Annotated in this window: 23 protein-coding genes and 1 pseudogene; 13 read left to right on the top strand and 11 right to left on the bottom strand. The window is 65.2% G+C overall.

The annotated features are described in order from the left end of the window. The first annotated feature begins 62 nt into the window (after positions 1-62). Positions 63-1,799, top strand: a complete 1,737-nt coding sequence (gene poxB, locus ABID59_RS02415) for a ubiquinone-dependent pyruvate dehydrogenase (protein WP_148755786.1) — start codon at positions 63-65, stop codon at positions 1,797-1,799. Here poxB and ABID59_RS02410 read toward each other — a convergent pair. From ABID59_RS02410 to ABID59_RS02395, 4 genes and pseudogenes are all read right to left on the bottom strand, one after another. Beyond that, on the bottom strand, positions 1,796-2,161 hold the full coding sequence (locus ABID59_RS02410) for a hypothetical protein (protein ID WP_187435400.1): 366 nt from the start codon (positions 2,159-2,161) through the stop codon (positions 1,796-1,798). The two genes, poxB and ABID59_RS02410, sit on opposite strands and share 4 nt — an antisense overlap. Positions 2,162-2,289: 128 nt before the next feature. Then, on the bottom strand, positions 2,290-2,649 hold the full coding sequence (locus tag ABID59_RS02405) for a hypothetical protein (RefSeq protein ID WP_354082329.1): 360 nt from the start codon (positions 2,647-2,649) through the stop codon (positions 2,290-2,292). Between the two features lie 4 nt (positions 2,650-2,653). Beyond that, the gene (locus ABID59_RS02400) at positions 2,654-2,956 is read right to left on the bottom strand and encodes a PilZ domain-containing protein (protein ID WP_354082328.1); all 303 of its coding nucleotides are present in this window, start codon (positions 2,954-2,956) and stop codon (positions 2,654-2,656) included. Positions 2,957-3,127: 171 nt separating this feature from the next. Continuing rightward, positions 3,128-4,024 (bottom strand): annotated as a pseudogene (locus ABID59_RS02395) (PaaI family thioesterase); the annotation flags it as partial. Between the two features lie 146 nt (positions 4,025-4,170). Between ABID59_RS02395 and ABID59_RS02390 the strand changes: the two are divergent. Then, complete coding sequence (locus ABID59_RS02390; RefSeq protein WP_148755783.1) at positions 4,171-4,488, top strand: hypothetical protein; 318 nt, start codon at positions 4,171-4,173, stop codon at positions 4,486-4,488. 70 nt (positions 4,489-4,558) lie between these two features. Here ABID59_RS02390 and ABID59_RS02385 read toward each other — a convergent pair whose 3' ends face one another. The 3 genes from ABID59_RS02385 to atzD form a co-directional block, all read right to left on the bottom strand. Beyond that, the gene (locus ABID59_RS02385; RefSeq protein ID WP_354082327.1) at positions 4,559-4,855 is read right to left on the bottom strand and encodes a hypothetical protein; all 297 of its coding nucleotides are present in this window, start codon (positions 4,853-4,855) and stop codon (positions 4,559-4,561) included. 34 nt (positions 4,856-4,889) lie between these two features. Next, on the bottom strand, positions 4,890-6,365 hold the full coding sequence (locus ABID59_RS02380; protein ID WP_354082326.1) for an amidase: 1,476 nt from the start codon (positions 6,363-6,365) through the stop codon (positions 4,890-4,892). A gap of 108 nt (positions 6,366-6,473) precedes the next feature. After that, positions 6,474-7,592: a cyanuric acid amidohydrolase gene (gene atzD / locus ABID59_RS02375; protein WP_354035592.1), complete on the bottom strand. Its 1,119-nt coding sequence runs from the start codon at positions 7,590-7,592 to the stop codon at positions 6,474-6,476. A 658-nt stretch (positions 7,593-8,250) separates the two neighbouring features. On the opposite strand from atzD, the gene ABID59_RS02370 reads away from it, so the two are divergent. The 4 genes from ABID59_RS02370 (at position 8,251) to ABID59_RS02355 (ending at position 13,121) form a co-directional block, all read left to right on the top strand. Then, a complete protein-coding gene (locus ABID59_RS02370; RefSeq protein WP_354082325.1) occupies positions 8,251-10,587 on the top strand; it encodes a Tex family protein in 2,337 nt (778 codons plus the stop codon). 165 nt (positions 10,588-10,752) lie between these two features. After that, positions 10,753-11,274, top strand: a complete 522-nt coding sequence (locus ABID59_RS02365) for a hypothetical protein (protein WP_354082323.1) — start codon at positions 10,753-10,755, stop codon at positions 11,272-11,274. A 97-nt stretch (positions 11,275-11,371) separates the two neighbouring features. Next, positions 11,372-12,064: a response regulator transcription factor gene (locus ABID59_RS02360; protein WP_354035597.1), complete on the top strand. Its 693-nt coding sequence runs from the start codon at positions 11,372-11,374 to the stop codon at positions 12,062-12,064. Continuing rightward, positions 12,051-13,121: a sensor histidine kinase gene (locus ABID59_RS02355; protein ID WP_354082322.1), complete on the top strand. Its 1,071-nt coding sequence runs from the start codon at positions 12,051-12,053 to the stop codon at positions 13,119-13,121. Before ABID59_RS02360 ends, ABID59_RS02355 begins: the two co-directional genes overlap by 14 nt. On the opposite strand, the gene ABID59_RS02350 is transcribed toward ABID59_RS02355, so the two are convergent. Both ABID59_RS02350 and ABID59_RS02345 read right to left on the bottom strand, forming a co-directional pair. Next, on the bottom strand, positions 13,116-13,487 hold the full coding sequence (locus ABID59_RS02350; RefSeq protein WP_148755761.1) for a response regulator transcription factor: 372 nt from the start codon (positions 13,485-13,487) through the stop codon (positions 13,116-13,118). The genes ABID59_RS02355 and ABID59_RS02350 overlap by 6 nt on opposite strands. Beyond that, on the bottom strand, positions 13,484-14,350 hold the full coding sequence (locus tag ABID59_RS02345; RefSeq protein ID WP_354082321.1) for a S1C family serine protease: 867 nt from the start codon (positions 14,348-14,350) through the stop codon (positions 13,484-13,486). The genes ABID59_RS02350 and ABID59_RS02345 overlap by 4 nt, the downstream gene beginning before the upstream one ends. 183 nt (positions 14,351-14,533) lie before the next feature. On the opposite strand from ABID59_RS02345, the gene ABID59_RS02340 reads away from it, so the two are divergent. From ABID59_RS02340 to ABID59_RS02315, 6 genes are all read left to right on the top strand, one after another. After that, positions 14,534-15,499: a VOC family protein gene (locus ABID59_RS02340; protein WP_354082320.1), complete on the top strand. Its 966-nt coding sequence runs from the start codon at positions 14,534-14,536 to the stop codon at positions 15,497-15,499. 64 nt (positions 15,500-15,563) lie between these two features. Then, positions 15,564-16,439 (top strand): dihydrodipicolinate synthase family protein, encoded by an 876-nt coding sequence (locus tag ABID59_RS02335; protein WP_354082319.1) that lies wholly within the window; start codon positions 15,564-15,566, stop codon positions 16,437-16,439. A gap of 116 nt (positions 16,440-16,555) precedes the next feature. Next, positions 16,556-18,880: a xanthine dehydrogenase family protein molybdopterin-binding subunit gene (locus tag ABID59_RS02330; protein WP_354082318.1), complete on the top strand. Its 2,325-nt coding sequence runs from the start codon at positions 16,556-16,558 to the stop codon at positions 18,878-18,880. A gap of 107 nt (positions 18,881-18,987) precedes the next feature. Beyond that, positions 18,988-19,596, top strand: a complete 609-nt coding sequence (locus ABID59_RS02325; RefSeq protein WP_354082317.1) for a LemA family protein — start codon at positions 18,988-18,990, stop codon at positions 19,594-19,596. 132 nt (positions 19,597-19,728) lie between these two features. Further along, on the top strand, positions 19,729-20,619 hold the full coding sequence (locus ABID59_RS02320; RefSeq protein ID WP_354082316.1) for a TPM domain-containing protein: 891 nt from the start codon (positions 19,729-19,731) through the stop codon (positions 20,617-20,619). A 2-nt stretch (positions 20,620-20,621) separates the two neighbouring features. Beyond that, positions 20,622-21,119 (top strand): TPM domain-containing protein, encoded by a 498-nt coding sequence (locus ABID59_RS02315; RefSeq protein WP_354082315.1) that lies wholly within the window; start codon positions 20,622-20,624, stop codon positions 21,117-21,119. Positions 21,120-21,223: 104 nt separating this feature from the next. Here ABID59_RS02315 and ABID59_RS02310 read toward each other — a convergent pair whose 3' ends face one another. Next, on the bottom strand, positions 21,224-22,036 hold the full coding sequence (locus ABID59_RS02310; RefSeq protein WP_354082314.1) for an MBL fold metallo-hydrolase: 813 nt from the start codon (positions 22,034-22,036) through the stop codon (positions 21,224-21,226). Next, positions 22,033-22,404 (bottom strand): Crp/Fnr family transcriptional regulator, encoded by a 372-nt coding sequence (locus ABID59_RS02305; protein ID WP_354035611.1) that lies wholly within the window; start codon positions 22,402-22,404, stop codon positions 22,033-22,035. The genes ABID59_RS02310 and ABID59_RS02305 overlap by 4 nt, the downstream gene beginning before the upstream one ends. Before the next feature lie 282 nt (positions 22,405-22,686). Between ABID59_RS02305 and ABID59_RS02300 the strand changes: the two genes are divergently transcribed. After that, positions 22,687-23,691, top strand: coding sequence for a hypothetical protein (locus tag ABID59_RS02300; protein ID WP_354082573.1), 1,005 nt, complete (start codon positions 22,687-22,689; stop codon positions 23,689-23,691). The last annotated feature ends 31 nt before the right edge of the window (positions 23,692-23,722 follow it).

The following is a 23,722-nucleotide window of genomic DNA, read 5'->3' as shown; positions in this document are numbered from 1 at the left end:
TGATGTCGTCACGGTCGTGCGTTGTCCTATCTTGCTGCTATCCGCGAGATCAGGAGACCGACATGGCGATCAACAACATAGCCGATCTGTTCGTGGCAACGCTCGAACAGGCCGGCGTCAAGCGCATCTATGGCATTGTCGGCGACAGCCTGAACGGTCTTACCGAGGCGCTGCGCCGCCGCGGTACCATCGAATGGGTGCACGTCCGCCACGAGGAGGTCGCGGCCTTCGCGGCCGCCGGCGAAGCCGAGATGACGGGCAGCCTTGCGGTGTGCGCGGGTTCCTGCGGGCCGGGCAATCTGCACCTGATCAACGGCCTGTTCGACGCCCATCGCAGCCGCGTTCCGGTGCTGGCGATCGCGGCGCAGATCCCCTCGGCTGAGATCGGCGGCGGCTATTTTCAGGAAACTCATCCGCAAAACCTGTTTCGCGAATGCAGCCATTATTGCGAGCTGATCTCGGATCCGAGCCAGCTACCTTTCGTGCTGGAGAACGCGATCCGCGCGGCGGTGGGCCTGCGTGGCGTCGCCGTCGTTGCCATGCCCGGTGATGTCGCCTTCCGCACGCCGCCGAAGCGCGCGCTGTCGACGACCCGCGGGCTTGCGCTCGCAGCGCCAAAGGTCGTACCGCAGGCCGACGAGCTGAGGACGCTCGCGGATCTCCTTAACGGCGCCGAGCGCATCACGCTGTTCTGCGGCCGCGGCTGTGCCGGCGCGCATGCGCCGCTGATGCAGCTTGCCGAAGCCCTGAAGAGCCCGATCGTTCACGCGCTCGGCGGCAAGGAGCATGTCGAATACGATAATCCCTACGATGTCGGCATGACCGGTTTCATCGGATTCTCCTCGGGCTACGCCGCCATGCGCGCCTGCGATGCGCTGGTGATGCTCGGCACGGATTTTCCCTACAGGCAGTTCTTCCCTGATGATGCGAAGATCGCGCAGATCGACATTCGCCCGGAAAATCTGGGACGGCGCTGCAAGATCGATCTCGGCCTCGTCGGCGACGTCAAGCTGACCATCGAGGCGCTGCTGCCGCTGCTCAAGACCAGGACGCAGCGCAAGCATCTCGACGATGCCGTCGCGCACTACAAGAAGGCGCGTGAGGGCCTCGACTCGCTTGCCAAGGGCACGCCGGGCAGCAAACCGATCCATCCGCAATATCTCGCAAAAGTCATCAGCGACCACGCGAGTGACGATGCCGTCTTCACCGCCGATGTCGGCACGCCCACTGTGTGGGCTGCGCGCTATCTCAATATGAACGGTCGCCGCCGGCTGATCGGCTCCTTCGTGCACGGCTCGATGGCCAACGCCATGCCGCAGGCGATCGGCGTGCAGGCCTCGCAGCCCGCCCGTCAGGTGATCTCGCTCTCGGGCGACGGCGGCTTCACCATGCTCATGGGCGATCTGATCACGCTGACGCAGATGAAGCTGCCGGTGAAGATTGTCGTCTTCAACAACGGCGTGCTCGGCTTCGTCGCGCTGGAGATGAAGGCGGCGGGCTTTGTCGACACCAATGTCGATCTGGAGAATCCCGATTTCGCCGCGATGGCACGTGCGATGGGTATCTTCGCCAAGCGCGTCGAGGACCCCGGCGAGCTCCCGGGCGCGATGAAGGAGATGCTGGCCCACAACGGTCCGGCGCTGCTCGACGTCGTCACCGCCAAGCAGGAGCTGTCGATGCCGCCGACCATCACCGCGGAGCAGGTCAAGGGGTTTAGCTTGTGGGTGCTGCGTGCGGTGATGAACGGCCGCGGCGACGAGGTCGTGGATCTCGCGAAGACGAATCTGCTGCCGCGCTAGCCGCGCTTCGCCGACGGCACAGGCAACCGCTCATGGCGGCGCTGGAAGCGCTGCCAGTGCAGCACGATGCCGATCAGCGCCGCCGGCACGAAGCCGAGCACGATCAGGAAATGCGGCAGTTCCTTCGGCGAGATGAAGGCAATGCCGATGTCCGAGATCAGCCAGAGCGCTGCGAAGATCACCGCGAAATCCATGCGCGGGCAGCGCAGGTAATAGAACACGGCGGTGATGACTACGGCGGGCCCGATCGCGATGGCGATCATGACCGCCGTCAGCTCCTTCGGCGTCAGCGCGTCGAGCACCATCGACGCCAACAGCCAGATGGCGGCGAACATGGCGACGATGTCGATCGGATGCCGCACGGACGGTACCTCTCGTGGAAACCGCGGTATCGTTGTAGGCGCGGGTGTCGCCCGTCAAGTCCCAATGTGGCGAGGACCGGGCGTATCGATCCGCGCGGCGTTACCCGGCCCGCAAGCCTGTTGGCGTCTCATACGCCTGCGGCTCGCCCCGTGCCACCTGTCAGGCCGCGCAAATTCGCGATTGCGCCCTCGATGTGCCGGCATTCCGAGAGCTGAAGGTCGAGCGATCGGAGACGGTTCTCGACACGTTTTAACTCCGACTTGGACGGCTGCACGTTGCTGGCGGAACTCCATTTCGCGAGAGTTTCGGGTTCATCCAGAAGTCGCTTCACCCGCCGAATCAAACCGGTCCGCTCGGCGATGAGTCCGGCAATGACCGCATCAATGGATTCCGCGAGCGATGCAATCCTTGCGCCGTCGATCGCGGCGTTGCGTTTCGACGAGCGAGCAGTGAAGCCGGCGATTGCGCGCTCCAGAACGGTCGGCATGATTTTACGACTTCTCGCGCGACGGCGATCGTGGCGCGGTAACAAAATGAATCCCGATATCGCTTCCATCTTTCCAGACCATCTTGGCTCGCCTGGAAACTCTTCCGTCCGGCGTGATCATGAGGAAGAACTCCTCGTTGCACGCGCGCTCTGCGACTTCACTACTGATGCGAAGCTTGGCACCGCTGTCTGAAATATCATGCAATTTCGCATTGTGCGACCAGGTGCCATCGATGGCGACGAGGGTAGTGTCGTACCAATTGTCGAACGCGACGCGCATCTTGCGGCGCTTTTCCCGCATGCTCATGTACTGCACCGCCCGCTGATCAATGATGGGCGATCATAAGACGTGCAACTTAAGCGCTCGTGAAGGAGACGATCGGTTTTCGGTACCTCCGGGAGTCTACGGAGCATTGTCGCGGTGGCCGCATGGCAGCCTCGTGTTCGTCACCGCGAGATCTCGGCCTGATCCTGCTCCATCCCCGGGGCTCTGGCGCAGCATGAAATGACCGAAGGCCGAGGCGATCGGCTTGTCCGGATCGTCCTGCCAGGCCCGCGCCTCGAAAGCGACAATACGCCGGCCCTGCTTCACAATGGAGACATTGGCAATTGTGTCCAGTGCCCGGCCGGAGCGCAGATAGTTGACGGTCAGCCCGATCGGCTTCGGCAGCGTCGCGATCCCGAGCTCGCGCCGCACGCCGAGGATCGCGGTGGTCTCGAGGAAGGCACCGGTCATGCCGCCATGGATCGCCGGCAGGATCGGGTTGCCGATGATTTTTGGCGAGAACGGCATCGTCAACGTGCCGTCATCATTCAGGCGAATACCGAGGCAGCGCGCGAACGGGCTGTTGGCGAACGGCCCATCCGGATCCTCCGGCGCCTCCAGCGTCGGAATGCTGCGCGACTCCATCCTGCGGTCTGCAAGCATGTTGGTGCGGTTGGCGCCGATCATGAAGCAGGCGGTGGCGGTCGCCACCGGATCGTCCTCCGACTCCTGGTAAGCCGTGGAGCGCACGAAGGCGATCGAGCGGGTGGTGCGGTAGCAGACCGAATGCGCCTTGATGTCGAGGCCGGGCGTAGCCGGCTTCTGGTAGTCGATGCGCAAATCGAGCGTCGCGATCGCGCTGGTGCCGTCGAGCGCGAGCTGCACCGCCATGCCGCAGCTCTCATCCAGCATCGCGGTGACGACGCCGCCATGCAGCACGCCGGTCTCGGTGTCGCCGACGAAGACGAGGCGATAGGGCAGGCTCGACCAGGCTTCGCCCGGTGCGAACCGGTCGAGCTGGAGTCCGCTGAATTGGCCGTAATCGGAGCGGCGGCCCTTGATGGCTTCGGCGAGTTCCTCGAAGGGAAGTGTGGTCGGTGTGGTGGACATGCTGACGTTTTAGACCAGTGTCGGGAACGGCGCAAAACTCTGAATGTGCCCCGCGGCGGCCCTGCGGCCGGTTTGGCCTCGACAGAGCCGGCCGAAGCAACGATGGTGGGCGCGCTTCGTCCGTCGACTAGCCCTAAGGAGTGCCCATGGCCGATCCCGAAACGCCCGCCACCAGCCAGGGCCCTGTCACCATTTCCAGCTCGAGCTCCGAGCGCGCGCCGATCATCTATTTCGACGGCGCCTCCTGCTTCGGCCATCACAACGGTGCGATCCAGATCGAGCTCGCTGCGAACCTCCTGATGCCGATCGGCGCCGCCGTCAGGGTCGACGTGGTTCAGACCGCGCATCTGCGCTGCAGCCCGGCAGCGGCGCTGGCCTTGCGCGAAGCGCTCGACAAGGCGCTTGCAATGCTCAAGCTCGGACAGCAGCAGCCCGACGAAGCGATTCCGACCGTGAAGAACTGAGGCTCATCAGCATTTTCATCATGGATGATCTCGCACAATGGCTGCGGGTTGCCATCGAACACGGAGGCCATCACGCGGTGAGTCGTCTCGGTGATTGCACCGCCCAAGACGACTCGACGATGTCGGGGGGCTTGCGCAAGAATGTTGCAAGCACGGGGTAGGCAGGGTTCACGCGCCATTCGCCAAGGAGGTGAAACGCGAAGAACAAGGCTGCTTTGTAATCCGTTTGACCAGGAGATTCGACTTCTTCGAAGGCACGTAAAAAGACAGGAATGACCGAGTCTTTATCGGCCCGCGCCGCTTGAATCGCTTCGGTCCGAAGACCCTCTTTCTTGTTGAGGCTGTCCAGGATCTGTAACGGGTCCACGTCGTGTCCTCCGATGGATCAGCGTAATATTACTTCATCCCTTCGCCACGTGAACCTTTGCCGTGTTGCCGCCGTTCCACTTGCCGTCGAGCGCGCGCTCGATCTGGGCGGCGAGCTGCAGCAGCAGGCCGTCATTGGCCTGCTTCGCGATGGCCTGGATGCCGAGCGGGAGACCATGCTCTTGCGCGGCCATCGGCATCGAGATCGCCGGCATGCCGCAGAGGTTCGCAAGCGGCGTGAAGGCGAAGAAGCGCCAGAGATTGCCGAACCAGTCGAGCACATCGGGATTGTCGGAGAGGGTGAGATATTCCTTGGTGCCGACCTTCGGCGTCGGCAGCGCCGTGATCGGCGTCAGGATCACGTCCCACTGCTCGAAGAAGCTGCCGAAGCCGCGCGAGGTCGTATTGAACACGGCCTGCATCTTCGCCCGATCGGCGAAGCTGGTGTGAAGCCCGGCTTCCCAGATCCGGATGTTCATCGGCTCGATCAGGTCCTCCGGCGGGCGCTCCAGCCCGCGTGCGGCGAGCATGTTGGAGATCACCACGGAAAAATTCGAGATGTAGCAGGTGGTCTGCGCCGCGAAGGCGGCGCGGAAATCGAGCTCGGGCAGCGCGTACTCGACATGATGGCCGAGACCTTCGAGGAAGCGGCCGGTTTTCTCCAGCTCGGCGGCGATCTCGGGCGTCGCGGTGTAATCGCCCCAGGTGTGCGACAGCGCGATGCGCAGCTTTGACGGGTCGCGCTTGATCATCTCGCTGTAGGGCTGTGCCGTGGTCCAGAACGGCATGAACTCGCCGGGGGCGGGCCCGCGGGCATGGTCGACGAAAGCGGCTGTGTCGCGCACCGTGCGCGACTGGCAACCCTGGATCGAGACGAGGCCCGTGAGATCCGACATGTGCGGCGCCAGCGAGAACACGCCGCGCGACACCTTCAGCCCGAGATTCCCGTTGACCCCGGCGGGAATCCGGATCGAGCCGCCGCCGTCGGTCGCGTGCGCGATCGGCACCACGCCGGCCGCGACCATCGCGGCGCTGCCCGCGGACGAGCCGCAGGTGGTGTAGTCGGTGTTCCAGGGATTGCGGGTGACATACACGGCGGGATTGTCGGCTGAGCTGCACACGCCGAATTCGGGCGTCGTCGTGCGTCCGATCAGGTTGAGGCCGGCGTGGCGGAATTTGCCGGTCAGGAACGTGTCGGCCGCGGCGCGATTGCCGCGCATCAGCAGCGATCCCATCTCCTGCAGGCGGCCCTTCATGGTCGGCCCCAGATCCTTCATCAGGAACGGCAGGCCGGCGAACGGACCGGCGAGATTGGCCCCGTCCTTGGCGGGATCGGCGATCACGTCATCGAACAGCTCGACCACGCCCGACAGCGTCGGATTGACCTTGGCAACGGCCGCTGCGGCCTGACGTGCCAGTTCCTTCGCAGTCAGCTCGCCCTTGCGGACGCGCGCCGCCAGGCCCACGCCATCCTGCTGCGCCCATTCGTTCCAGCTCATCGGCAAAGTCATGAAATCAAATCCCTCAAGGTGCGGGGGCCACCTTTTTCGCAAGCGCTCGCGTGAATCAACTGAGCCGGCGCGAAGGGCAGGGTTGCGCCGGGCGGAGAGGTCGCCACCTCAGTCCGTAAGCCTCGCAATCACCGCGACTGGTCCGCCGCCGGCAGGTCCCTGGTGCTCGGCGCCGCCGGAGACGTAGACCGCGCTGGTGCCGGCAAGGCCCGCAATCAAGCCGCCGACGGCCGCGCGGGCGTGGCGTGTCGAGCTGATATCGGTGTCCTCCAGCATGGTGTGACGGAAGCCGCGGACGCTGCCGTTCGGCGAGGCCTCGGCCTTGGCGAAGATATTGACGAGCTCGCGGCCCGGTTGCGGCGTGGTGCCAAGATCGACGTCAAGCCCAACGCTCTTCAATGCGGACATCACCGCCGCGGAATCGATGGCATCGCTCATCACGGCATGCCCGATCTCGAACTCGCTTACTGATGAGGCCGAATTACCGAGCACGATGACGACATTGTGCATCAGCTCGATCCCTGACGAGGTCGAGGCGACCTTCGAGAACAGATCATAGCGCCGCAGCACGACATCATCGCTGATGTCGGATGCGACCTCGCCGAGCGCAACCGCAACCCCGAGTGCGGAGGCGCCGCGCGAATAGGCCATCGAGCTGTAGGCGCTGATCGTCGCCGTCTTGTTGCCGCGCGCGGCCGCCGCCTCGACGCGCTCGCTGGTGAGCAGCGGGCACTTGATCTGGACGAAATGGACGTCGGCGGCGTCAGCGATGCCGGCATCCGCCATCGCGGCCTTCACCGCCGTGGCGGTCTCGGCGATCTGTGCCGAGCGGCCGAGCTCTTCAGGCAGAAAATCGCGCGTCTGCGCCATGCCGATGCTCAGGCGCTTGCCGGAGATGCCTGCCGGGCGCGCCGGCACTTCCTGGCGCGTGAACACCGTGATGTGCGGGCTGAGCACGCCCTCGGTGCCACCGGACATCACAAACGCAATGCGCTGCTCGACCTCGTGCGGCGTCAAGCCGAGCTTCGGCGCCAGCGCCGCGCACAGCGCAGCGACGGCATATTCGCGGGTGAAGTCGTTGACGCCGCCATTGCCTTCGGTCTTGCCGAGGATCGCCAGGATGGATGTCGGATCGATCGCGCCCGAGCCGATCAGGCTCATGAGGCCGGAAACGTCGCCGGGGCCCCTGGTGGCGATCTTGAAGACGCCGACCGATATTGTCCGCATGGATAGTCCTCGTGGGAAGTTCGGTGGTCCGGCAGGGGGCAACCAGCCGTGGAAGTGGGGTATCTGTCAAGCGGCAACAAGATCTGGCGTCGTCCATCAGGCAAAACACGATCGCTGGGTCAATCGCCGCTTGCCAAAATATTCCACTTTACCGAAATTCGGAAAGGATGCGAAGATGTTTCTGCGGACGAAATGCGAGCTGGAAGAGTGACGCTGTTGCTCCCGTCATTGCGAGCGCAGCGAAGCAATCCAGAGTCTTTCCGCGCAGGGATTCTGGATTGCTTCGCTGCGCTCGCAATGACGATTGTGGAGACAGCGTGCGCCATAGTCCGTTCTCGTGCCCCGGACGCAGCGCAACGCCTCTTCGGCGGTGCGCTGCAGAGCCGGGGCCCATCTCGCCGCATGCCGTGCCGCCTTCTGGGTCCCGGCTCTGCGCAGCAACGCAAGAGCCTTGCAGCGCGTCCGGGACACAAACAATGGTAACCAAGGCCGCGACATCCCCACGATTGTGGCGAGATCGCATCGGCTCAACAAAAAATCCTCTGTCGACGGTTGCGCACCGCACCTTGATGAATCAGCCTCGGTTGGTCCATAAGCGGCGTCCCGCAGCCGGTGGTTCGCCCCCGCGTCGCGTGCTTGGATATAGAGGGATTCTCGCGTGGCAAATATCAACCAGAAAATTGCGCAGGAGCTTGGGGTACGGGCGGAGCAGGTCGAGGCGACGGTGGCGTTGCTCGACGGCGGCGCCACGGTTCCCTTCATCGCGCGCTACCGCAAGGAAGCGACCGGTGCGCTCGACGACGCGCAATTGCGCACCCTGGAGGAGCGCCTGGGCTACCTGCGCGAGCTCGAAGACCGCCGCAAGGCGATCCTCGAATCAGTCCGCGAGCAGGGCAAGCTCGATGCCGCGCTAGAAGCCTCCATTCTCGCCGCCGACAGCAAGGCGCGCCTCGAAGACATCTATCTGCCGTTCAAGCCGAAGCGCCGCACCAAGGCCGAGATCGCCAGGGAGGCCGGCCTCGAGCCGCTTGCCAACCAGCTGATGTCTGAGCCCGGCAACGATCCCAAGGTCGCCGCCGAAGGCTTCATCAACGCCGAGAAGGGCGTCGCGGATGCCGTGGCCGCGCTCGACGGCGCCCGCGCCATCCTGGTCGAACGTTTTGACGAAGACGCCGACCTGATCGGCGTGTTGCGTGAGGAGATGTGGACCAACGCGCGCATGGCCTCCAAGGTGCGCGACGGCAAGAAGACCGAGGGCGAAAAATTCGCCGACTATTTTGATTTCTCCGAGCCGCTGACCAAGCTGCCCTCGCACCGTATCCTCGCGATGTTCCGCGGCGAGAAGGAAGAGATCCTCGATCTCCAGATCCAGGCCGAAGCGGAAGTACCGCCAGCCGGCGTGCCAGGTGCCTATGAACTGAAGATCATGAAGCGGTTCGGCATCGCCGACCTCAAGCGCACCGGCGACCGCTGGCTGATCGACACCGTGCGCTGGGCCTGGCGCACCAAGATCCAGGTGCATCTCAATATCGACCTGCGCATGCGGTTATGGAATGCGGCCGAGACCGAAGCCGTGCGCGTGTTCGCCTCGAACCTGCGCGACCTTCTGCTCGCCGCGCCCGCCGGCACCCGCGCCACCATGGGGCTCGATCCCGGCTACCGCACCGGCGTCAAGGTCGCCGTGACCGATGCGACCGGCAAGGTGGTCGATACCGCCGTGATTTATCCGCATGAACCGCAGCGGCAGTGGAACGAATCGCTCGCGACCCTCGGCAAGCTTGCGATCAAGCACCGCGTCGAACTGATCGCGATCGGCAACGGCACCGCCTCGCGCGAGACCGACAAGCTCGCGGGCGATCTCGTCAAGGGCCTCGCCGAGCTGAAGATGTCCAAGATCGTGGTGTCGGAAGCCGGCGCGTCGGTCTATTCGGCCTCGGCTTTCGCTTCGGAAGAGTTGCCGGATCTCGACGTCACCCTGCGCGGTGCGGTCTCGATCGCGCGCCGTCTGCAGGATCCGCTCGCCGAGCTCGTCAAGATCGAGCCCAAGGCGATCGGCGTCGGCCAGTATCAGCACGATCTCGGCCAGGCCAAGCTTGCAAAATCGCTCGATGCGGTGGTCGAAGACTGCGTGAACGCGGTCGGCGTCGACGTCAACACCGCTTCGGCACCGTTGCTCGCCCGTGTGTCGGGCGTGGGCTCCGGCCTGGCGCAGAGCATCGTCGCGCACCGTGACGCCAACGGCCCGTTCAAGTCGCGCAAGGCGCTGAAGGACGTGCCGCGGCTCGGCCCCAAGGCGTTCGAGCAGTGCGCCGGCTTCCTGCGCATCCTCGGCGGCGAGGATCCGCTCGATGCCTCCGGCGTGCATCCGGAAGCCTATCCGGTGGTGCGCCGGATTCTCGCAGCGGCCAAGAGCAACATCAAGGCGCTGATCGGCAGCAGCGAGGTAGTTCGTACGCTCAAGCCGAAGGATTTCGTCGATGAGACCTTTGGTCTACCGACCGTCACCGACATTTTGCGCGAGCTGGAAAAGCCCGGCCGCGACCCTCGTCCGGCGTTCAAGGCCGCGGTGTTCAAGGAGGGCGTCGAGGAGATCAAGCATCTCCAGAAGGGCATGATCCTCGAGGGCACCGTGACCAACGTCGCCGCCTTCGGCGCCTTCGTCGATATCGGCGTGCACCAGGATGGCCTCGTGCACATCTCGGCGATGTCGAAAACCTTCATCAAGGATCCGCGCGAGGTGGTGAAGCCCGGCGACATCGTCAAGGTGAAGGTGCTGGACTTCGAGGTCGCCCGCAAGCGTATTTCGCTGACCCTGCGCCTCGACGACGAGGTCGGCGCCAAGAAGGACGCCCCCGGCATGCAGCGCGACAACACACGCAACAGCGCTCGCATGACCTCGTCGGCGCCGCGCAACCAGGACTCTTCCGGTGGCGGCGGCGCCCTCGCCGAGGCGATGCGTCGTGCGGCGGAGAAGAACGGCGGCAAGCGGGCGTGAGTCCTTACCTCTGCCCGTAAGGACGGGGAGAGGGAGTGAGAGAGCTTCGCTTCCCTAACTTCCGCGTCAGAATCTGGCGCATTTGTAAGTTGAAGGTGAGGGCGCATTTTCCTCATCTGATCCCTGGAGCGGCGAGACTGTCGCCGCGACAAGGAGGATAGTCAGATGAACAACAGGCTTCTCACTGGCATCGTCGCGGCGGCTATGGCTGCGACGATGGCGGTCGCTTCGCCCGTTCTCGCTCGCGGTGGCGGAGGCGGGGGCGGCGGCCATGGGGGTGGTGGCTTCGGCGGCGGCGGACGTGCTGGCGGCGGCTTCGGCGGCGGGATGCACGGCGGTGGCTTCGGTGGCGGCATGCACGCAGGCGGCTTCGGCGGCATGCATGTCGGCGGCATGGGCGGCGGTGCGCACTTCACCCATGTCGGTGGACCGGGCTTTGGCGGACCGGCCTTCGGCGGCGCGCGCTTCGCGCATGCGGCGATCGGGCCGCGTTTCGCCGGCACAGGCCTGCATGGTCGGCCTTTCATCGGCCGTCACGCCTTCTTCTTCCGCCATCACCATTTCCGCCGTTTCGCCGTCTTCGGCGCGCCCTACTACGCCAACTATTACGACGATGGCTGCTGGCGCAGGAGCTTGACGCCGTATGGGTGGCAATGGGTCAATGTGTGCGGGGATAGTTGGTACTAGCATCGCCGTACCGCACCATTGTCGCGATCGCCACCGGGCGGTTCCGCTCTGCCCCGGAACGGGATAGTCTGGTGGCGATCGTCGCGCGGAGTTTGTCATGACCGGAGGCCACCGCCGCATCCTCGTCGTCGAGGACGATCCGGAAACCGCAGGCCAGCTCGTCGAGGAGCTGACAACCTCCGGCTACGATGTCGATCTCGCCGCTACGGGCCGTGAAGCGCTCAGCCACGGTGTCGCGCGCGACTACGCCGTGATCACGATCGACCGCATGTTGCCCGACATCGATGGCATCACCGTGATGCGGCAAATGCGCGACGATGGCGTTGCCGCGCCCTTCCTGATCATCTCCGCGCTAGGCGAGGTCGACGACCGCGTGCGCGGCCTGCGCGCCGGCGGCGACGATTATCTCGTCAAGCCGTTCTCCTTCGTCGAGCTGCTCGCGCGGCTCGAGGCGCTTGGTCGCCGCAGCGAGACCATCGCCAAGGAAACCATCTTGCGCGTCGGCGATCTCACGGTCGATCTGATCGCGCGCAACGCCAGCCGCCGCGGCCGCAAGATTCCGCTGCTGCCGCGTGAGTTCCAGCTGCTCGAATATCTCGTTCGTAACGAGGGCCGCGTCGTCTCCCGCGCGATGCTGCTCCAGCATGTCTGGGATCTGCATTTCGATCCCTCCACCAACATCATCGACGTCTATGTCGGACGCGTCCGCCGCAAGGTCGACGATGCCCAGGCCTATCCATTGATCCACACCATTCGCGGCATCGGATATTGCCTCCGTGCTCCTGGCTAACACGCTTCGTTCCTCGACCTTCCGCCTCGCGCTGATCGCGATCGCGATCTTCGGCCTGATCGTGGCGGCCATCATGGCGTATGTCTATTTCGGCACGCTCGCCTATGTGCGGAGCCGGGTCGGCGATGTCGGCGACGACAGCGGCTTCATCGCGATGCTCGAGCTCGCGATGATCGCGGTCGCCGTGCTGCTCGTGGTGCTGGCAGGCCTCGCCGCCGTGCTGGTGACGCGGCGCACGGTCGGGCGGATCGAGGAGATCAATGCCACCAGCCGCGCCATCATGCTGTCCGGCCTCGATCGCCGCATTCCCCTGCGCGGCAGCCACGACGAGTGGGACCGTGTCGCCGAAAACCTCAACCAGATGCTCGATCGTATCGAGACGCTGATGGGGGAGGTCAAGCAGGTCAGCGACAACGTCGCCCACGATCTGCGCACGCCGCTGACGCGCATGCGGGGCCGGCTGGAAAAGGCCTATCACCACGAGCGCAGCAGTGAGGCCGATGCCGCGCTGATCGGCGACACCATCGCCGACCTCGATTCCGTGCTTGGCATGTTCGCCTCGATCACGCGGATCTCGGAGATCGAGACCCGCGCCCGCAGGCGCGCATTTCGCGCGCTCGACCTCGCCGAGATTGCCGGCGAGGTCGTCGAGCTCTACGACGCCGCCGCCGAGCAGGTCGCGACGCGCCTTAGTCTCGGCGGTGACCGCGAGGTCGCCGTAACAGGCGATCGCGACCTGTTGTTCGATGCCATCGCCAATCTCGTCGACAACGCGATTAAGCATGGCCGCCCGGGCGGAAAGGTCACGGTGACCTGCCGCAATGCCGGCAACAGTGCGACGATCGCCATCGCCGATGATGGTCCGGGCATTGCCGCCGACCAGCACGATCACGTATTCAAGCGCTTCTACCGGCTCGAGCAGAGCCGCTATACGCCGGGCAACGGCCTGGGCCTGAGCCTGGTCGCGGCGGTGTCGCGGCTCCACGGCGCCGAGATCACGCTGCATGACAACGCGCCGGGCCTGACCGTCCAGCTCAGCTTTCCGATCGCGCTATAGCTCGATCACGCCGCGGCGCGCCGCATGCGCGACAGCATCGGTGCGGCCGGTGGCATCCAGCTTGTCGAGCAGCGAACCGACGTGGAATTTCACGGTATGCACGGAGATGTTGAGCTGCCGCGCGATCATCTTGTTGGAGGCACCTTCCGCCATCAATGCCAGCACGTCGAGCTCGCGCTGCGTCAGCGCAATATCTTCCGGCATGACGCGCGGATCGCGCGCGACGACGCTCGCCGTGGCGGTCTCGCCGGGGGCGGCAAGGCGAAGCCCCGCGACACTGCCGAGCAGCGTCGCGAGGCGGTCGGCCAGCGCAGGATCGTCGATCTCGAGGGACAGCACGATCTCGGGTGCGTTGTCCTCGCTCACGCCTCCGGCCTCTCGCCAATCGTGACCTTGAAGCTCACAGGCTCGCCGCCGCGGCGGACTGCGACATCGACCACCTGGCCGACGCTCGCGGGTCCCAATGTTCGCAACAGCGCGCGCACGCCGGAGAGCTTCTGGTCGTTGACCGCCACGATCACGTCGCCCTGGCGGATGCCGGCCGCGGCCGCCGGACCGGCCTTGTCGACATTCATCACCATCGCGCCGATGCCGTCGTCGAGCCGCAGCGGCTGCAGCCCGAGCCCGAGATATCCGCGCGCGATGCGGCCGCGCGCCTCGAGCTGCGCCGCGACGCGCTCGATCGTGGCCGTCGGGATCACCAGCACCCGCCGTGGTCCGAGCACAGTCATGCCGAAGGCCTCGCCGGATGCGTCAAGGGCAAGGCCGCCTTCCTGGCTGGGACGCAGGCGGACATCGAGCTCGATCCGCGCATCGATCTCGCCGCCGCGCAAGGATCGCCAGCTCTTGCCTGAAACCGACACCATTCCGAGCGCTGCGCTCGGCGCATCCCGATTGGCGGCGACCACGACCGACAGCCCGCCGAGGGCAGGGACCGTCGTGGCCAGCTTGACCGGGGCGATGCCGGTATCAGCGCGCAGCAGCGCGATATCGGTGGTGTGGTCGCGGCCGACGATCGTGGCGGCCGTCGTGCTGCCATCGGGAAGAACGATCTGGACGTCGCCCTCATCGGCCAGTGCCTCGTCGGCGGTCACGATCAGGCCGGGCTTCCAGACGAAGCCGGTTGAGCGGGAGCGATGCGAATGCACGGAGATGACGGACGGCGCGATGTGCGCCACGACATCCGCGAGCGCGGATGACAGGGAGGTGAGGGGGGTGAAGTCGGTCATGGAAGGCTCCTGTAAGCTGTCCACAATCTGGGATGTCGCGGCCCCTGGCGAAACTGGCCGGGTGGCCAGTCCTCCGGTGGACGAAGGGCCGACGAACATGTGATTGGGAGCCGCTCACGGCAACGTGTAGCACTCAGAGAGTTGCGCCGTACGGCCTTAAACGTTTCCAGCGAGCCCTGACCGATGACCATCGACCTCACCCGCCGCACCCTGCTTCAACTCGCCGGAGCAGCCTCGCTCGTTATGGCTGCAGCGGCAGCCGCGCGCGCCGAAGGCAATCCGCAAGGCGTCGGGCCGACCTATGCCAGCCGCACGCCGATGCGGGTCGGCATGGTGACGCTGCGGGTGAAGAATCTCGACAAGGTTGCCGACTACTACCGCGACGTCATCGGCCTCACCGTGATGGCGCGTTCGGCCAACGTCGCAACACTCGGCACGGCCGGCATCACGCTGCTGGTGCTGGAAGCCCATCCCGACGCCGCGATCGAGCCGCGCAACGCCGCCGGCCTCTATCACACTGCGTTCCTGATGCCGACGCGCAAGGACCTAGCGCGCTGGCTGGTGCACGCCGCCTCGCACCGCGTGAAGCTGTCGGGCTTTGCCGATCACCTCGTCAGTGAGTCCGTCTATCTCGACGACCCCGAAGGCAATGGCATCGAGGTCTATGCCGATCGCGATCCCTCGCAATGGCAGTGGAGCGAAGGCAGCGTCAAGATGGCGGCCGACGAGCTCAACATCCCCGACCTGCTGTCGCTGACGAATACACGCGTTGCCGATTATGCCAAGGCGCCGGACGGCCTCCGCGTCGGCCACATGCATCTGCGCGTCGGCGATCTCGCACAGGCCGAGCGCTTCTATCATGGCACGATTGGCCTCGATCCGACCCGCCGCCGTGGCGGTGCCGCGTTCCTCTCATCGGGCCGCTATCACCATCATCTCGGCATGAATGTCTGGCAGAGCCAAGGCGCCGGCCAACGCGACGACGCCACGACGGGGCTCGTCTGGTTTTCGCTGGTGACGGAGAAGCAGGAGCTGCTTGCCGCGCAGGAAGAGCGCCTGCGCGAGGCTGGCGCGCGGGTCACGGCGCTGGCGGATGGCGTCGAGGCGATCGACCCCTGGGGTACGCGGGTGCGGCTGCTCAAGGTTTGATCGCCGGCGCGGGCATTGCTAATACCCGTCTGGCGCTACCCAGCTTTCCGGGGGTCACCCTGACATGACCGACTTTCACGGCGTCTTTCCCTATCTCGTCTCGCCCGTCGATGCCAACGGCGAGGTGCGCACCAACGTGCTCGCAAAGCTCTGCGACGATTTGATCGGCGCCGGCGTGCACGGGCTGACGCCGCTCGGCTCGACCGGTGAGTTCGCCTATCTCAACGCCGCGCAGCGCATGGCGGTGGTGCAGACCACGATCGAGGCTGCGAAGGGTCGCGTGCCTGTGGTTGCTGGCGTCGCGTCGACCTCGACGGCCGATGCGGTGGCGCAGGCGCAGGCCTATGAGAGGCTCGGTGCCAGCGGCATTCTGGCGATCCTCGAGGCCTACTTCCCGCTCGCCGATGCCCAGGTCGAGTCCTATTTCCGCAGCATCGCGGACGCCGTGAATATTCCGGTCGTCATCTACACCAATCCGCAATTCCAGCGCTCGGACCTGACCCTCGACATCATCGCGCGCCTCGCCGAGCATCCGCGCATCGGCTACATCAAGGATGCTTCGACCAACACCGGGCGGCTGCTCTCGATCATGAACCGCTGCGGCGATCGCTTGCGCGTGTTCTCGGCCTCCGCCCACATCCCGGCTGCGGTGATGCTGATCGGCGGCCTCGGCTGGATGGCGGGACCGGCCTGCATCATCCCGCGCCACAGCGTCGCGCTCTACGACCTCTGCCAGGCCGGCCGCTGGGACGAGGCCATGGCGCTCCAGCGCAGGCTGTGGCGCATCAACGAGGCCTTCGCCCGCTTCAACCTCGCCGCCTGCATCAAGGCCGGGCTCGCGATCCAGGGCTATGACGTGGGCGATCCGGTCCCGCCGCAGGCCCCGCTGACCGCCGACGCGCGCAAGGTCGTGGAAGCGGCTCTCAGAGAGCTGGCGTAGGCCCCTCCGGGCATGACGAATCCATGGTCCCGCCGCCCAAAAGCGCGGCTGGTCTCGCATGGCTCGTTCCGCTAAAAGGCAGCCCGAATTTCAAGAGACCCCGAGGATCCAGCGGAATGAACATTCTTCCCGGCAATTTGCGTTTCGGAGCGGGCCAGCCCGTCAAGCGTTTGGAAGATCAGCGGCTGCTCACCGGGAAGGGGCAATTCATCGACGACAAGCCGGAGGACGGCGCGCTGTGGTTGCACCTGCTGCGCTCACCGCATGCGCACGCCAAGATCGCCTCGATCGACACCAGCGCTGCGGCATCGATGCCTGGCATCACCGCGATCTACACCGGCGCTGATCTGGTCAAGGACGACGTCGGCACCATCCCGACCCTGAGCATCTTCAAGCGCCCCGACGGCAAGCCGATGACGGTGCCGCCGCGGCGGCTGCTCGCCCATGAGATCGTGCGCTACACCGGCGAGGCGGTGGCGGCCGTGGTGGCTTCGTCGCGTGCAGAGGCACAGAGCGCGGCCGAAGCGATCGTGATCGAATACGACGTGCAGCCCGCCGTAGTCGATCCCGTCGAGGCCGTGAAACCCGGCGCGCCCGTGGTGTGGCCGGACGCCCCTGATAACATCGTCGGTGCGATGAGCTATGGCGATGCCGCCAAGGTGGATGAGGCCTTCGCCAAGGCCGCGCACACAGTCGAGCTCGATCTCGTCAGCCAGCGCCTCGCGCCGTCGGCGATGGAGCCGCGCTCGACCATTGCCGAGATCGACAGGAAGACCGGCCGCCTCCTCCTGCACGTGCAGTCGCAGACCCCGGCCTCGACCCGCGATGTGCTGGCCGAAGCCGTGCTGAAGCGCCCCAAGGACAGCGTGCGCGTGCTGGTCGGCGACATCGGCGGCGGCTTTGGCCAGAAGACCAACCTCTATCCGGAAGACGGTATCGTCGCCTATGTCGCGACCAAGCTGAACCGGAAGATCCGCTGGCGCGGTGACCGCACCGACGAATTCGTCGGCGGCACCCACGGCCGCGATCTCACCTCGACGGCGTCCTTCGCGCTCGACGAGAAGGGCAAGGTGCTGGCCTATCGCGTCACCTCGATCGGCTGCACCGGCGCGTATTCCTCGGGCGCGGCCAACATCATCCCGCTTGTGCTCGGGCCATTCGTGCAGACCGGCGTCTACGACCTGCCGCTAGTGCATTTCGAGGTCAAATCGGTGATGACCCACACCGCGCCGGTCGGTGCCTATCGTGGTGCTGGTCGTCCGGAAGCCGTCTTCATCGTCGAGCGCCTGTTCGACGCTGCCGCGCGAAAAATCGGCATGGATCCGCGCGCGATCCGCAAAGCGAACTACATCAAGCCGGCGCAGCTGCCCTACACCAACGCCGCCGGTCAGGTGTACGATTCCGGCGCCTTCGCCCACATGCTCGATCGCGCGGTAAAACTCGCCGACTGGGACGGCTTTGCCGCGCGCAAGAAGGCCGCGAAGAAGAAGGGCTTGCTCTACGGCCGCGGTCTCACCTCCTACATCGAATGGACCGGCGGCCGCGCTCATACCGAGAAGGTCAGCCTGCATGCGACGTCGCAAGGCCGGGTCGTGCTGCATTCCGGCACCATGGCGATGGGGCAGGGGCTGCAGACCACCTACACCCAGATGATCTCCGACACGCTCGGCATCCCCATGGACAAGATCGACGTCATCCAGGGAGACACGGATCTCGCGATGGGCTTTGGCAGCGTCGGCTCGCGCTCGCTGTTCGTCGGCGGCACGGCCGTCGCGGTCTCCTCCAACGATCTGATCCAGAAGGCGCGCGAGAAGGCGGCGAACATGCTGGAGACCTCGGTCGAGGATATCGAGTACCAGGGCGGCATGCTCACCGTGGTCGGCACAGACCGTCGCATCAGCCTGTTTGACATCGCCGAGAAGGAGAGTAGCGCAAAGCTCAGCGTCGATTCCGAGGGCGAGGTCGACGGTCCCAGCTGGCCCAACGGTACCCACATCTGTGAGGTCGAGATCGATCCGGACACCGGCGTGTCCAAGGTCGTGCGCTACACCACCGTCGACGACGTCGGTGTGGCCGTGAACCCGATGCTGGTGACGGGGCAGATCCATGGCGGCGTCGCGCAGGGCATCGGCCAGGCGCTGTATGAGGGCGTGTCCTATGATGCCGACGGCCAGCTCCTGACCGCGAGCTATCAGGACTATTGCATCCCGCGCGCCGATGACGTCCCGCCGATCGTGGTGACGCTCGACGATTCCGCGCCCTGCCGCACCAATCCGCTCGGCGCCAAGGGCTGCGGCGAATCCGGCGCCATCGGCGGCCCGCCTTGCGTCACCAACGGCGTGATGGATGCATTGGCCGAGCTCGGCATCACCCAGCTCAACACCCCGCTGACGCCGCAGAAGATCTGGAAGGCGATCAAGGACGCGAAGGTGGGCGGCTAACTCTCCTCGTCGTCCCGGATCTGCGCTTGCGCTTGTCCGGGACGACAGTTGAGTGTGTAGCGCCAAAATCTGGTAATTTGCACCCGATTCCACCGGGAGAAATTTTGATGCGCAAGATCCTGACCGTGCTGGCAGCGCTGGCCTCGCTCAGCCTCACCAATTGCGGCTACAACGCGATCCAGAGCGAGGACGAGCAGATCAAGGCCAACTGGTCCGAGGTGGTGAACCAGTATCAGCGCCGCACCGATCTCGTGCCCAATCTCGTCAACTCGGTGAAGGGCTTTGCGCAGCAGGAGAAGGACGTGCTGCTCGGGGTCACCAATGCCCGCGCCAAGGTCGGCAGCATCCAGGCGACGCCGGAGGTGCTCAACGATCCCTCCGCTTTCCAGAAGTTCCAGGCCGCCCAAGGCGAGCTCTCCAGCGCGTTGTCGCGGCTCCTTGTGGTCACGGAAAATTATCCGCAGCTCAAATCGGACGCCCTGTTCAAGGACCTGATGTCCCAGCTCGAAGGCACCGAGAACCGCATCACGGTCGCGCGCAACCGCTACATCAAGGCGGTGCAGGAGTATAACGTCACCGTCCGATCGTTCCCGAACAACCTGACCGCGATGATGTTCGGCTACAAGGAGAAGCCGAATTTCTCGGTCGAGAACGAGAAGGAAATCTCGACCGCGCCGAAAGTCGATTTCAATCCGGCGCCCGCGCCGTCGAAGTAAGCGCGTCCGCTCCCGATGCGCGCTCCACCCACCACTGTCATTCCCCGCGAAGGCGGGGGATCCAGTACGCCGCGGCCTCTCCGTATCCCGCTGGCGTCCCTGGAATACTGGATCGCCCGGTCGAGCCGGGCGATGACAGCTACGTTGTGGCGAGCGATGGTCGTGTTCGCGCTCGTCCTTGGCTGGGCGTTCTCCGCCTCAGCCGACGTCGCCGTGCCGCAGCTCACCGGTCGCGTGGTCGACCGGACCGGCACGTTGTCGAGCAGTGACATTGCCGTTCTGTCGCAGAAGCTCAGCGACTTCGAAACGCGGAAGGGCAGCCAGCTCGCAGTGCTGATCGTGCCGACCACGGACCCGGAGACGATCGAGCAATTCTCCATCCGCGTTGCGGAGGCCTGGAAGATCGGCCGCAAGAAGGTCGACGACGGCGCGATCCTCGTGGTCGCGAAGAACGACCGGCATCTGCGCATCGAGGTTGGCTACGGCCTCGAAGGCGCGCTCACCGACGTGACGTCGCGGCGGATCATTGACGAGGTCATCATGCCAAAATTCAGGGACGGTGATTTCGCCGGCGGCATCTCGGCCGGCGTCGAGCGGATGATGCGCGTCGTCGACGGCGAGCCACTGCCGGTTCCCTCACGCAGCGTGAATTTTGCCAATCTGGACGAGATCGGGCCGCTCGCACCGGTCGTCCTGTTTGCCTCGCTCGTCGTCGGCGGTTTCCTGCGCGCGCTGCTGGGGCGATTGCTGGGTTCGGTCGCAACCGGCAGCGTGATCGCCATCCTGGCGTTGCTCATCATCGGGTCCGCGTGGATTGCCTTGCTCGCCGGGATCGTCGGGTTCGTGCTGTCCTTCATCGCCGATCTGTTTCCGGCATCGACGGGGTCGTCGCGCGGCGGCTCGTGGTCGAGCGGTTCCTCGTCGGGAGGCAGCTGGAGCAGCGGGTCATCGTCCAGTGACAGCGGCAGCTTCAGCGGGGGCGGCGGCAGCTTTGGTGGCGGCGGCGCCTCGGGGAGCTGGTAGCCATGAGCATTGGGCGCATCGTCAGGCATCTCCTCCAGCATCATTGGCGTGCGAGGCAGGTGTTTCCGCCAAGCGTGCTCGACCGCATCGAGCTGGCCATCAAGCAAAGCGAAGCGACGCATTCCGGCCAGGTCCGCTTCGTCGTCGAAGGCGCGCTCGACGGCCGTCCGCTGTTTCGCAATCAGCATGTCCGCGAGCGCGCGCTCGACGTGTTCTCGCATTTGCGGATCTGGGACACCGCGCATAATAACGGCGTGCTGATCTACCTACTGCTCGCCGACCGCGATGTCGAGATCATCGCCGATCGCGGCATCGACGCGAAGGTCGGCAGCGAGGGCTGGGAGACGATCTGCCGCGCGATGGAGGCCGAGTTCGGCGCGGGCCAGTTCGAGCGCGGCGTGATTGACGGCATCGGGGCGGTGTCGAAGGAGCTGGCGAAGTACTTTCCGCCAGCTGGCCCGCATCCGAACGAGCTGCCGGACAAGCCGGTGGTGATGTGAGCCGGGCTGATAACCCACACTGCGTCATTGCGAGCGCAGCGAAGCAATCCAGACTGTCACTGCGGCGGGATTCTGGATTGCTTCGTTGCGCTCGCAATGACGAATCAATCATCCAGCTTGTTCAAATCCCGCACCGACTGCATGATCGGCTCGAAGTTCGAGCGCGCATCCAGCGCGTCGAACAATTGCGCTGTGTCCTCCAGCAGGCCGTGCGAGCGCGCAATGGCAATACGCACGTCGTCCTGCGGCGTGTCCGACAGCCGTCCGTGCCCTGACAGCAGGATCTTCGTGTTCAGCCCCTTGATGCGCTCCAGCGACTGGATGTAGTCGGAGATGCTGCCGGAGCCGAACACGCCGCCCATTACGCCGCCGGGCATCAGGGTGTCTGCGGCGAACAGCAAGCCCTTGTCCTGGTCGAACAGCGTGATGCAGGCCGAGGTATGGCCCGGCGTGTACATCACGTTGAGGCGGAAATTGCCGAGGTCGATCAGATTGCCTTCCTCGAGCCAGATGTCGATGTTGATTGGGACGTTCGGCTCGTTGAACATCTTGCGCAGCATGGAAAAGTCGTCGCGCAGCATGATCTTGTTGGCGGCAAGCCGATGGGCGGCGACATAGGTGCGGCGCTCGTTGAAGTGCCAGGCGGCGCCGATATGGTCGAGATGTTCGTGGCTCAGCACCACCATGTCGATCTTCTCTGGCGGGCAGCCGGCGAAGTTCAGGCACTCGACCATCGCCGGATAGTTCGAGGACAACCCGACATCGACCAGGATGGTGCGCGCCGAGCCGCGCACGAGATAGGCATTGGCGGCGCGGTTGGAGAAGCGGATCTGGTAGACGTCGTCCGTCGCCTGGATCAGCGAGCAGATGTCGTTCTTCATCAGGATCGGGAATGCGGTCGGCTTTCGCTCGCTCATGATTGCGCTGCCCGGTAGGTGACCGCGTTGGAGGCGCGCAGTCGTTTCGACAGCGCGTCCATCACCATCAGCGCGAACGCCGGCTGCTGGCTGACGAGATAGACGAAGCGGGCGTGGTTGATCCGCATCACCTTCGTGTTCGGAGCGGAAGCAATCGCGGTTGCCGAGCGCGCTGAGCCGTCGATCACGGCCATCTCGCCGAAGAACTCGCCCTTGCCGAGCTTGATGATGCTGGTCTTGCGCGCGCCGTCGACCTTGGCGATCTCGACCTCGCCGTCGAGCACGACGAACAGCTCGCGACCGGTCGAGCCCTCCTCGAAGATGACGTCATCGACACCAAACACGTTGATGCATTTCTCGATCGTCATGGCACCCCCAAACGCCTTCTGGCTGACGGGACGGCCTATGTTAGCCGGGGAACAGTGACGGGCAAACAACCCCTTCGGCTAAGCCCCGCGGGTCTGCCGCAGGGCAACATGGGCTGACAATTTGTTGTACGCCGCCACGCCGGTTCCACTTTCCCGACCCAATTCGGCCTCCGACGAGTTCCTAAAATTTCGGTAAGCGGGTCGCGAGGTAAGGAATTCGCAAGCAATGAAAGTTACCAAAAAGTCAACCTGGACTGGAGTATTTGAGCCGTGAGCGAATCAATGCCCGAACTGGCCGGCCAAGAGACGGGTGACCGGACTGGCGACGCCGCTGCGCCGCAGGCCGTCGAGGCTGCCGCCGGCATCGAGGCCCCCTCGATCGCCCCAGACCATGAGACGCCGCCCAAGCCGGACATTCCGAAGGTCGAGCCGCCAAAGATCGAGGCTTCAAGGATCGAGGTCCCGGAATTCGAAACCAAGGCTGACGTTAAGGCTGACGTTAAGGCTGAAACCAAGCCCGAACCTAAACCCGGCAAGCTGATCGTCATGGCGCCCTCGGAACGGTCCTGGGACCGCGAAGAGTTTGCCCCGCATGTGAAGGCCGACGAGGTGCGGGACACCGGCAACAAGCGTCGCCTGTCGGCGATGGCCGCGGTGGTGGCGATCGCGGCCTGCGTCGGCGCCGTAAGCGGCGCGCTCGCGACCGCCGGCATGATGCATTTCGCCAGCCCGGTGCCGGCGCAGGTCGCCGACACCAGCGCGTTGGATGCGTCGGTCTCGCGGATCGATGCCGACATCGTCGCGCTGAAGGCCAATGTCGAGCACAATTCGAAGACCGGCGTCAGCCAATTCAACCGGGCCAACGATCGCCTCGATAAGCTCGAGAAGGCGCAGGCCGAGCCGATGGCCAAGCTCGCAAAGCTGTCCGAGACCGTCGACAAGCTCCGCACCACGCCGCCGGCCGCCCCCGCGCAGGCCGCAGCCGCGGCGCCGGCGAAGGAGACCACCGGCTCCATCGCGCCGGCTCCGACCCAGGTCGCGACGGCCGCTGCTGGCCCGGCGCCCGCGCCCGCTGCGCCGAAGACCGAGGTCGGTCGCCTGCCGACAATTGACGGCTGGAGGCTCCGCGACGTCGCCAATGGCGGCGCGCTGATCGAGGGCCGGGGTGGCCTGTACGAGGTCTATGCCGGCGATCCCATTCCCGGCATCGGCCGCGTCGATGCGATCCGCCGCCAGGATGGCCGATGGGTGGTCGTCACCGCGAAGGGCCTGATCGTCGGGCGCTAAGCGTTCGATATTCGACTTTTCGAGGAGGCGC

This window comes from Bradyrhizobium sp. S3.3.6, from assembly GCF_040546905.1.
Classification (GTDB): domain Bacteria; phylum Pseudomonadota; class Alphaproteobacteria; order Rhizobiales; family Xanthobacteraceae; genus Bradyrhizobium; species Bradyrhizobium cytisi.
Note: the sequence above shows the minus strand (reverse complement) of the source record. Positions and strands in the feature narration are given on the sequence as shown.

Excerpts from the sequence above, each read along its gene's own strand:
- poxB (WP_148755786.1), top strand. The coding sequence starts at position 63 with ATGGCGATCAACAACATAGCCGATCTGTTCGTGGCAACGCTCGAACAG.
- ABID59_RS02310 (WP_354082314.1), bottom strand. The coding sequence starts at position 22,036 with ATGAGCGAGCGAAAGCCGACCGCATTCCCGATCCTGATGAAGAACGAC.
- ABID59_RS02335 (WP_354082319.1), top strand. The coding sequence starts at position 15,564 with ATGACCGACTTTCACGGCGTCTTTCCCTATCTCGTCTCGCCCGTCGAT.
- atzD (WP_354035592.1), bottom strand. The coding sequence starts at position 7,592 with ATGCGGACAATATCGGTCGGCGTCTTCAAGATCGCCACCAGGGGCCCC.
- ABID59_RS02315 (WP_354082315.1), top strand. The coding sequence starts at position 20,622 with ATGAGCATTGGGCGCATCGTCAGGCATCTCCTCCAGCATCATTGGCGT.
- ABID59_RS02345 (WP_354082321.1), bottom strand. The coding sequence starts at position 14,350 with ATGACCGACTTCACCCCCCTCACCTCCCTGTCATCCGCGCTCGCGGAT.
- ABID59_RS02325 (WP_354082317.1), top strand. The coding sequence starts at position 18,988 with ATGCGCAAGATCCTGACCGTGCTGGCAGCGCTGGCCTCGCTCAGCCTC.
- ABID59_RS02405 (WP_354082329.1), bottom strand. The coding sequence starts at position 2,649 with ATGCCGACCGTTCTGGAGCGCGCAATCGCCGGCTTCACTGCTCGCTCG.
- ABID59_RS02330 (WP_354082318.1), top strand. The coding sequence starts at position 16,556 with ATGAACATTCTTCCCGGCAATTTGCGTTTCGGAGCGGGCCAGCCCGTC.
- ABID59_RS02300 (WP_354082573.1), top strand. The coding sequence starts at position 22,687 with ATGCCCGAACTGGCCGGCCAAGAGACGGGTGACCGGACTGGCGACGCC.
- ABID59_RS02320 (WP_354082316.1), top strand. The coding sequence starts at position 19,729 with ATGACAGCTACGTTGTGGCGAGCGATGGTCGTGTTCGCGCTCGTCCTT.
- ABID59_RS02305 (WP_354035611.1), bottom strand. The coding sequence starts at position 22,404 with ATGACGATCGAGAAATGCATCAACGTGTTTGGTGTCGATGACGTCATC.
- ABID59_RS02400 (WP_354082328.1), bottom strand. The coding sequence starts at position 2,956 with ATGAGCATGCGGGAAAAGCGCCGCAAGATGCGCGTCGCGTTCGACAAT.
- ABID59_RS02360 (WP_354035597.1), top strand. The coding sequence starts at position 11,372 with ATGACCGGAGGCCACCGCCGCATCCTCGTCGTCGAGGACGATCCGGAA.
- ABID59_RS02340 (WP_354082320.1), top strand. The coding sequence starts at position 14,534 with ATGACCATCGACCTCACCCGCCGCACCCTGCTTCAACTCGCCGGAGCA.
- ABID59_RS02365 (WP_354082323.1), top strand. The coding sequence starts at position 10,753 with ATGAACAACAGGCTTCTCACTGGCATCGTCGCGGCGGCTATGGCTGCG.
- ABID59_RS02390 (WP_148755783.1), top strand. The coding sequence starts at position 4,171 with ATGGCCGATCCCGAAACGCCCGCCACCAGCCAGGGCCCTGTCACCATT.
- ABID59_RS02380 (WP_354082326.1), bottom strand. The coding sequence starts at position 6,365 with ATGACTTTGCCGATGAGCTGGAACGAATGGGCGCAGCAGGATGGCGTG.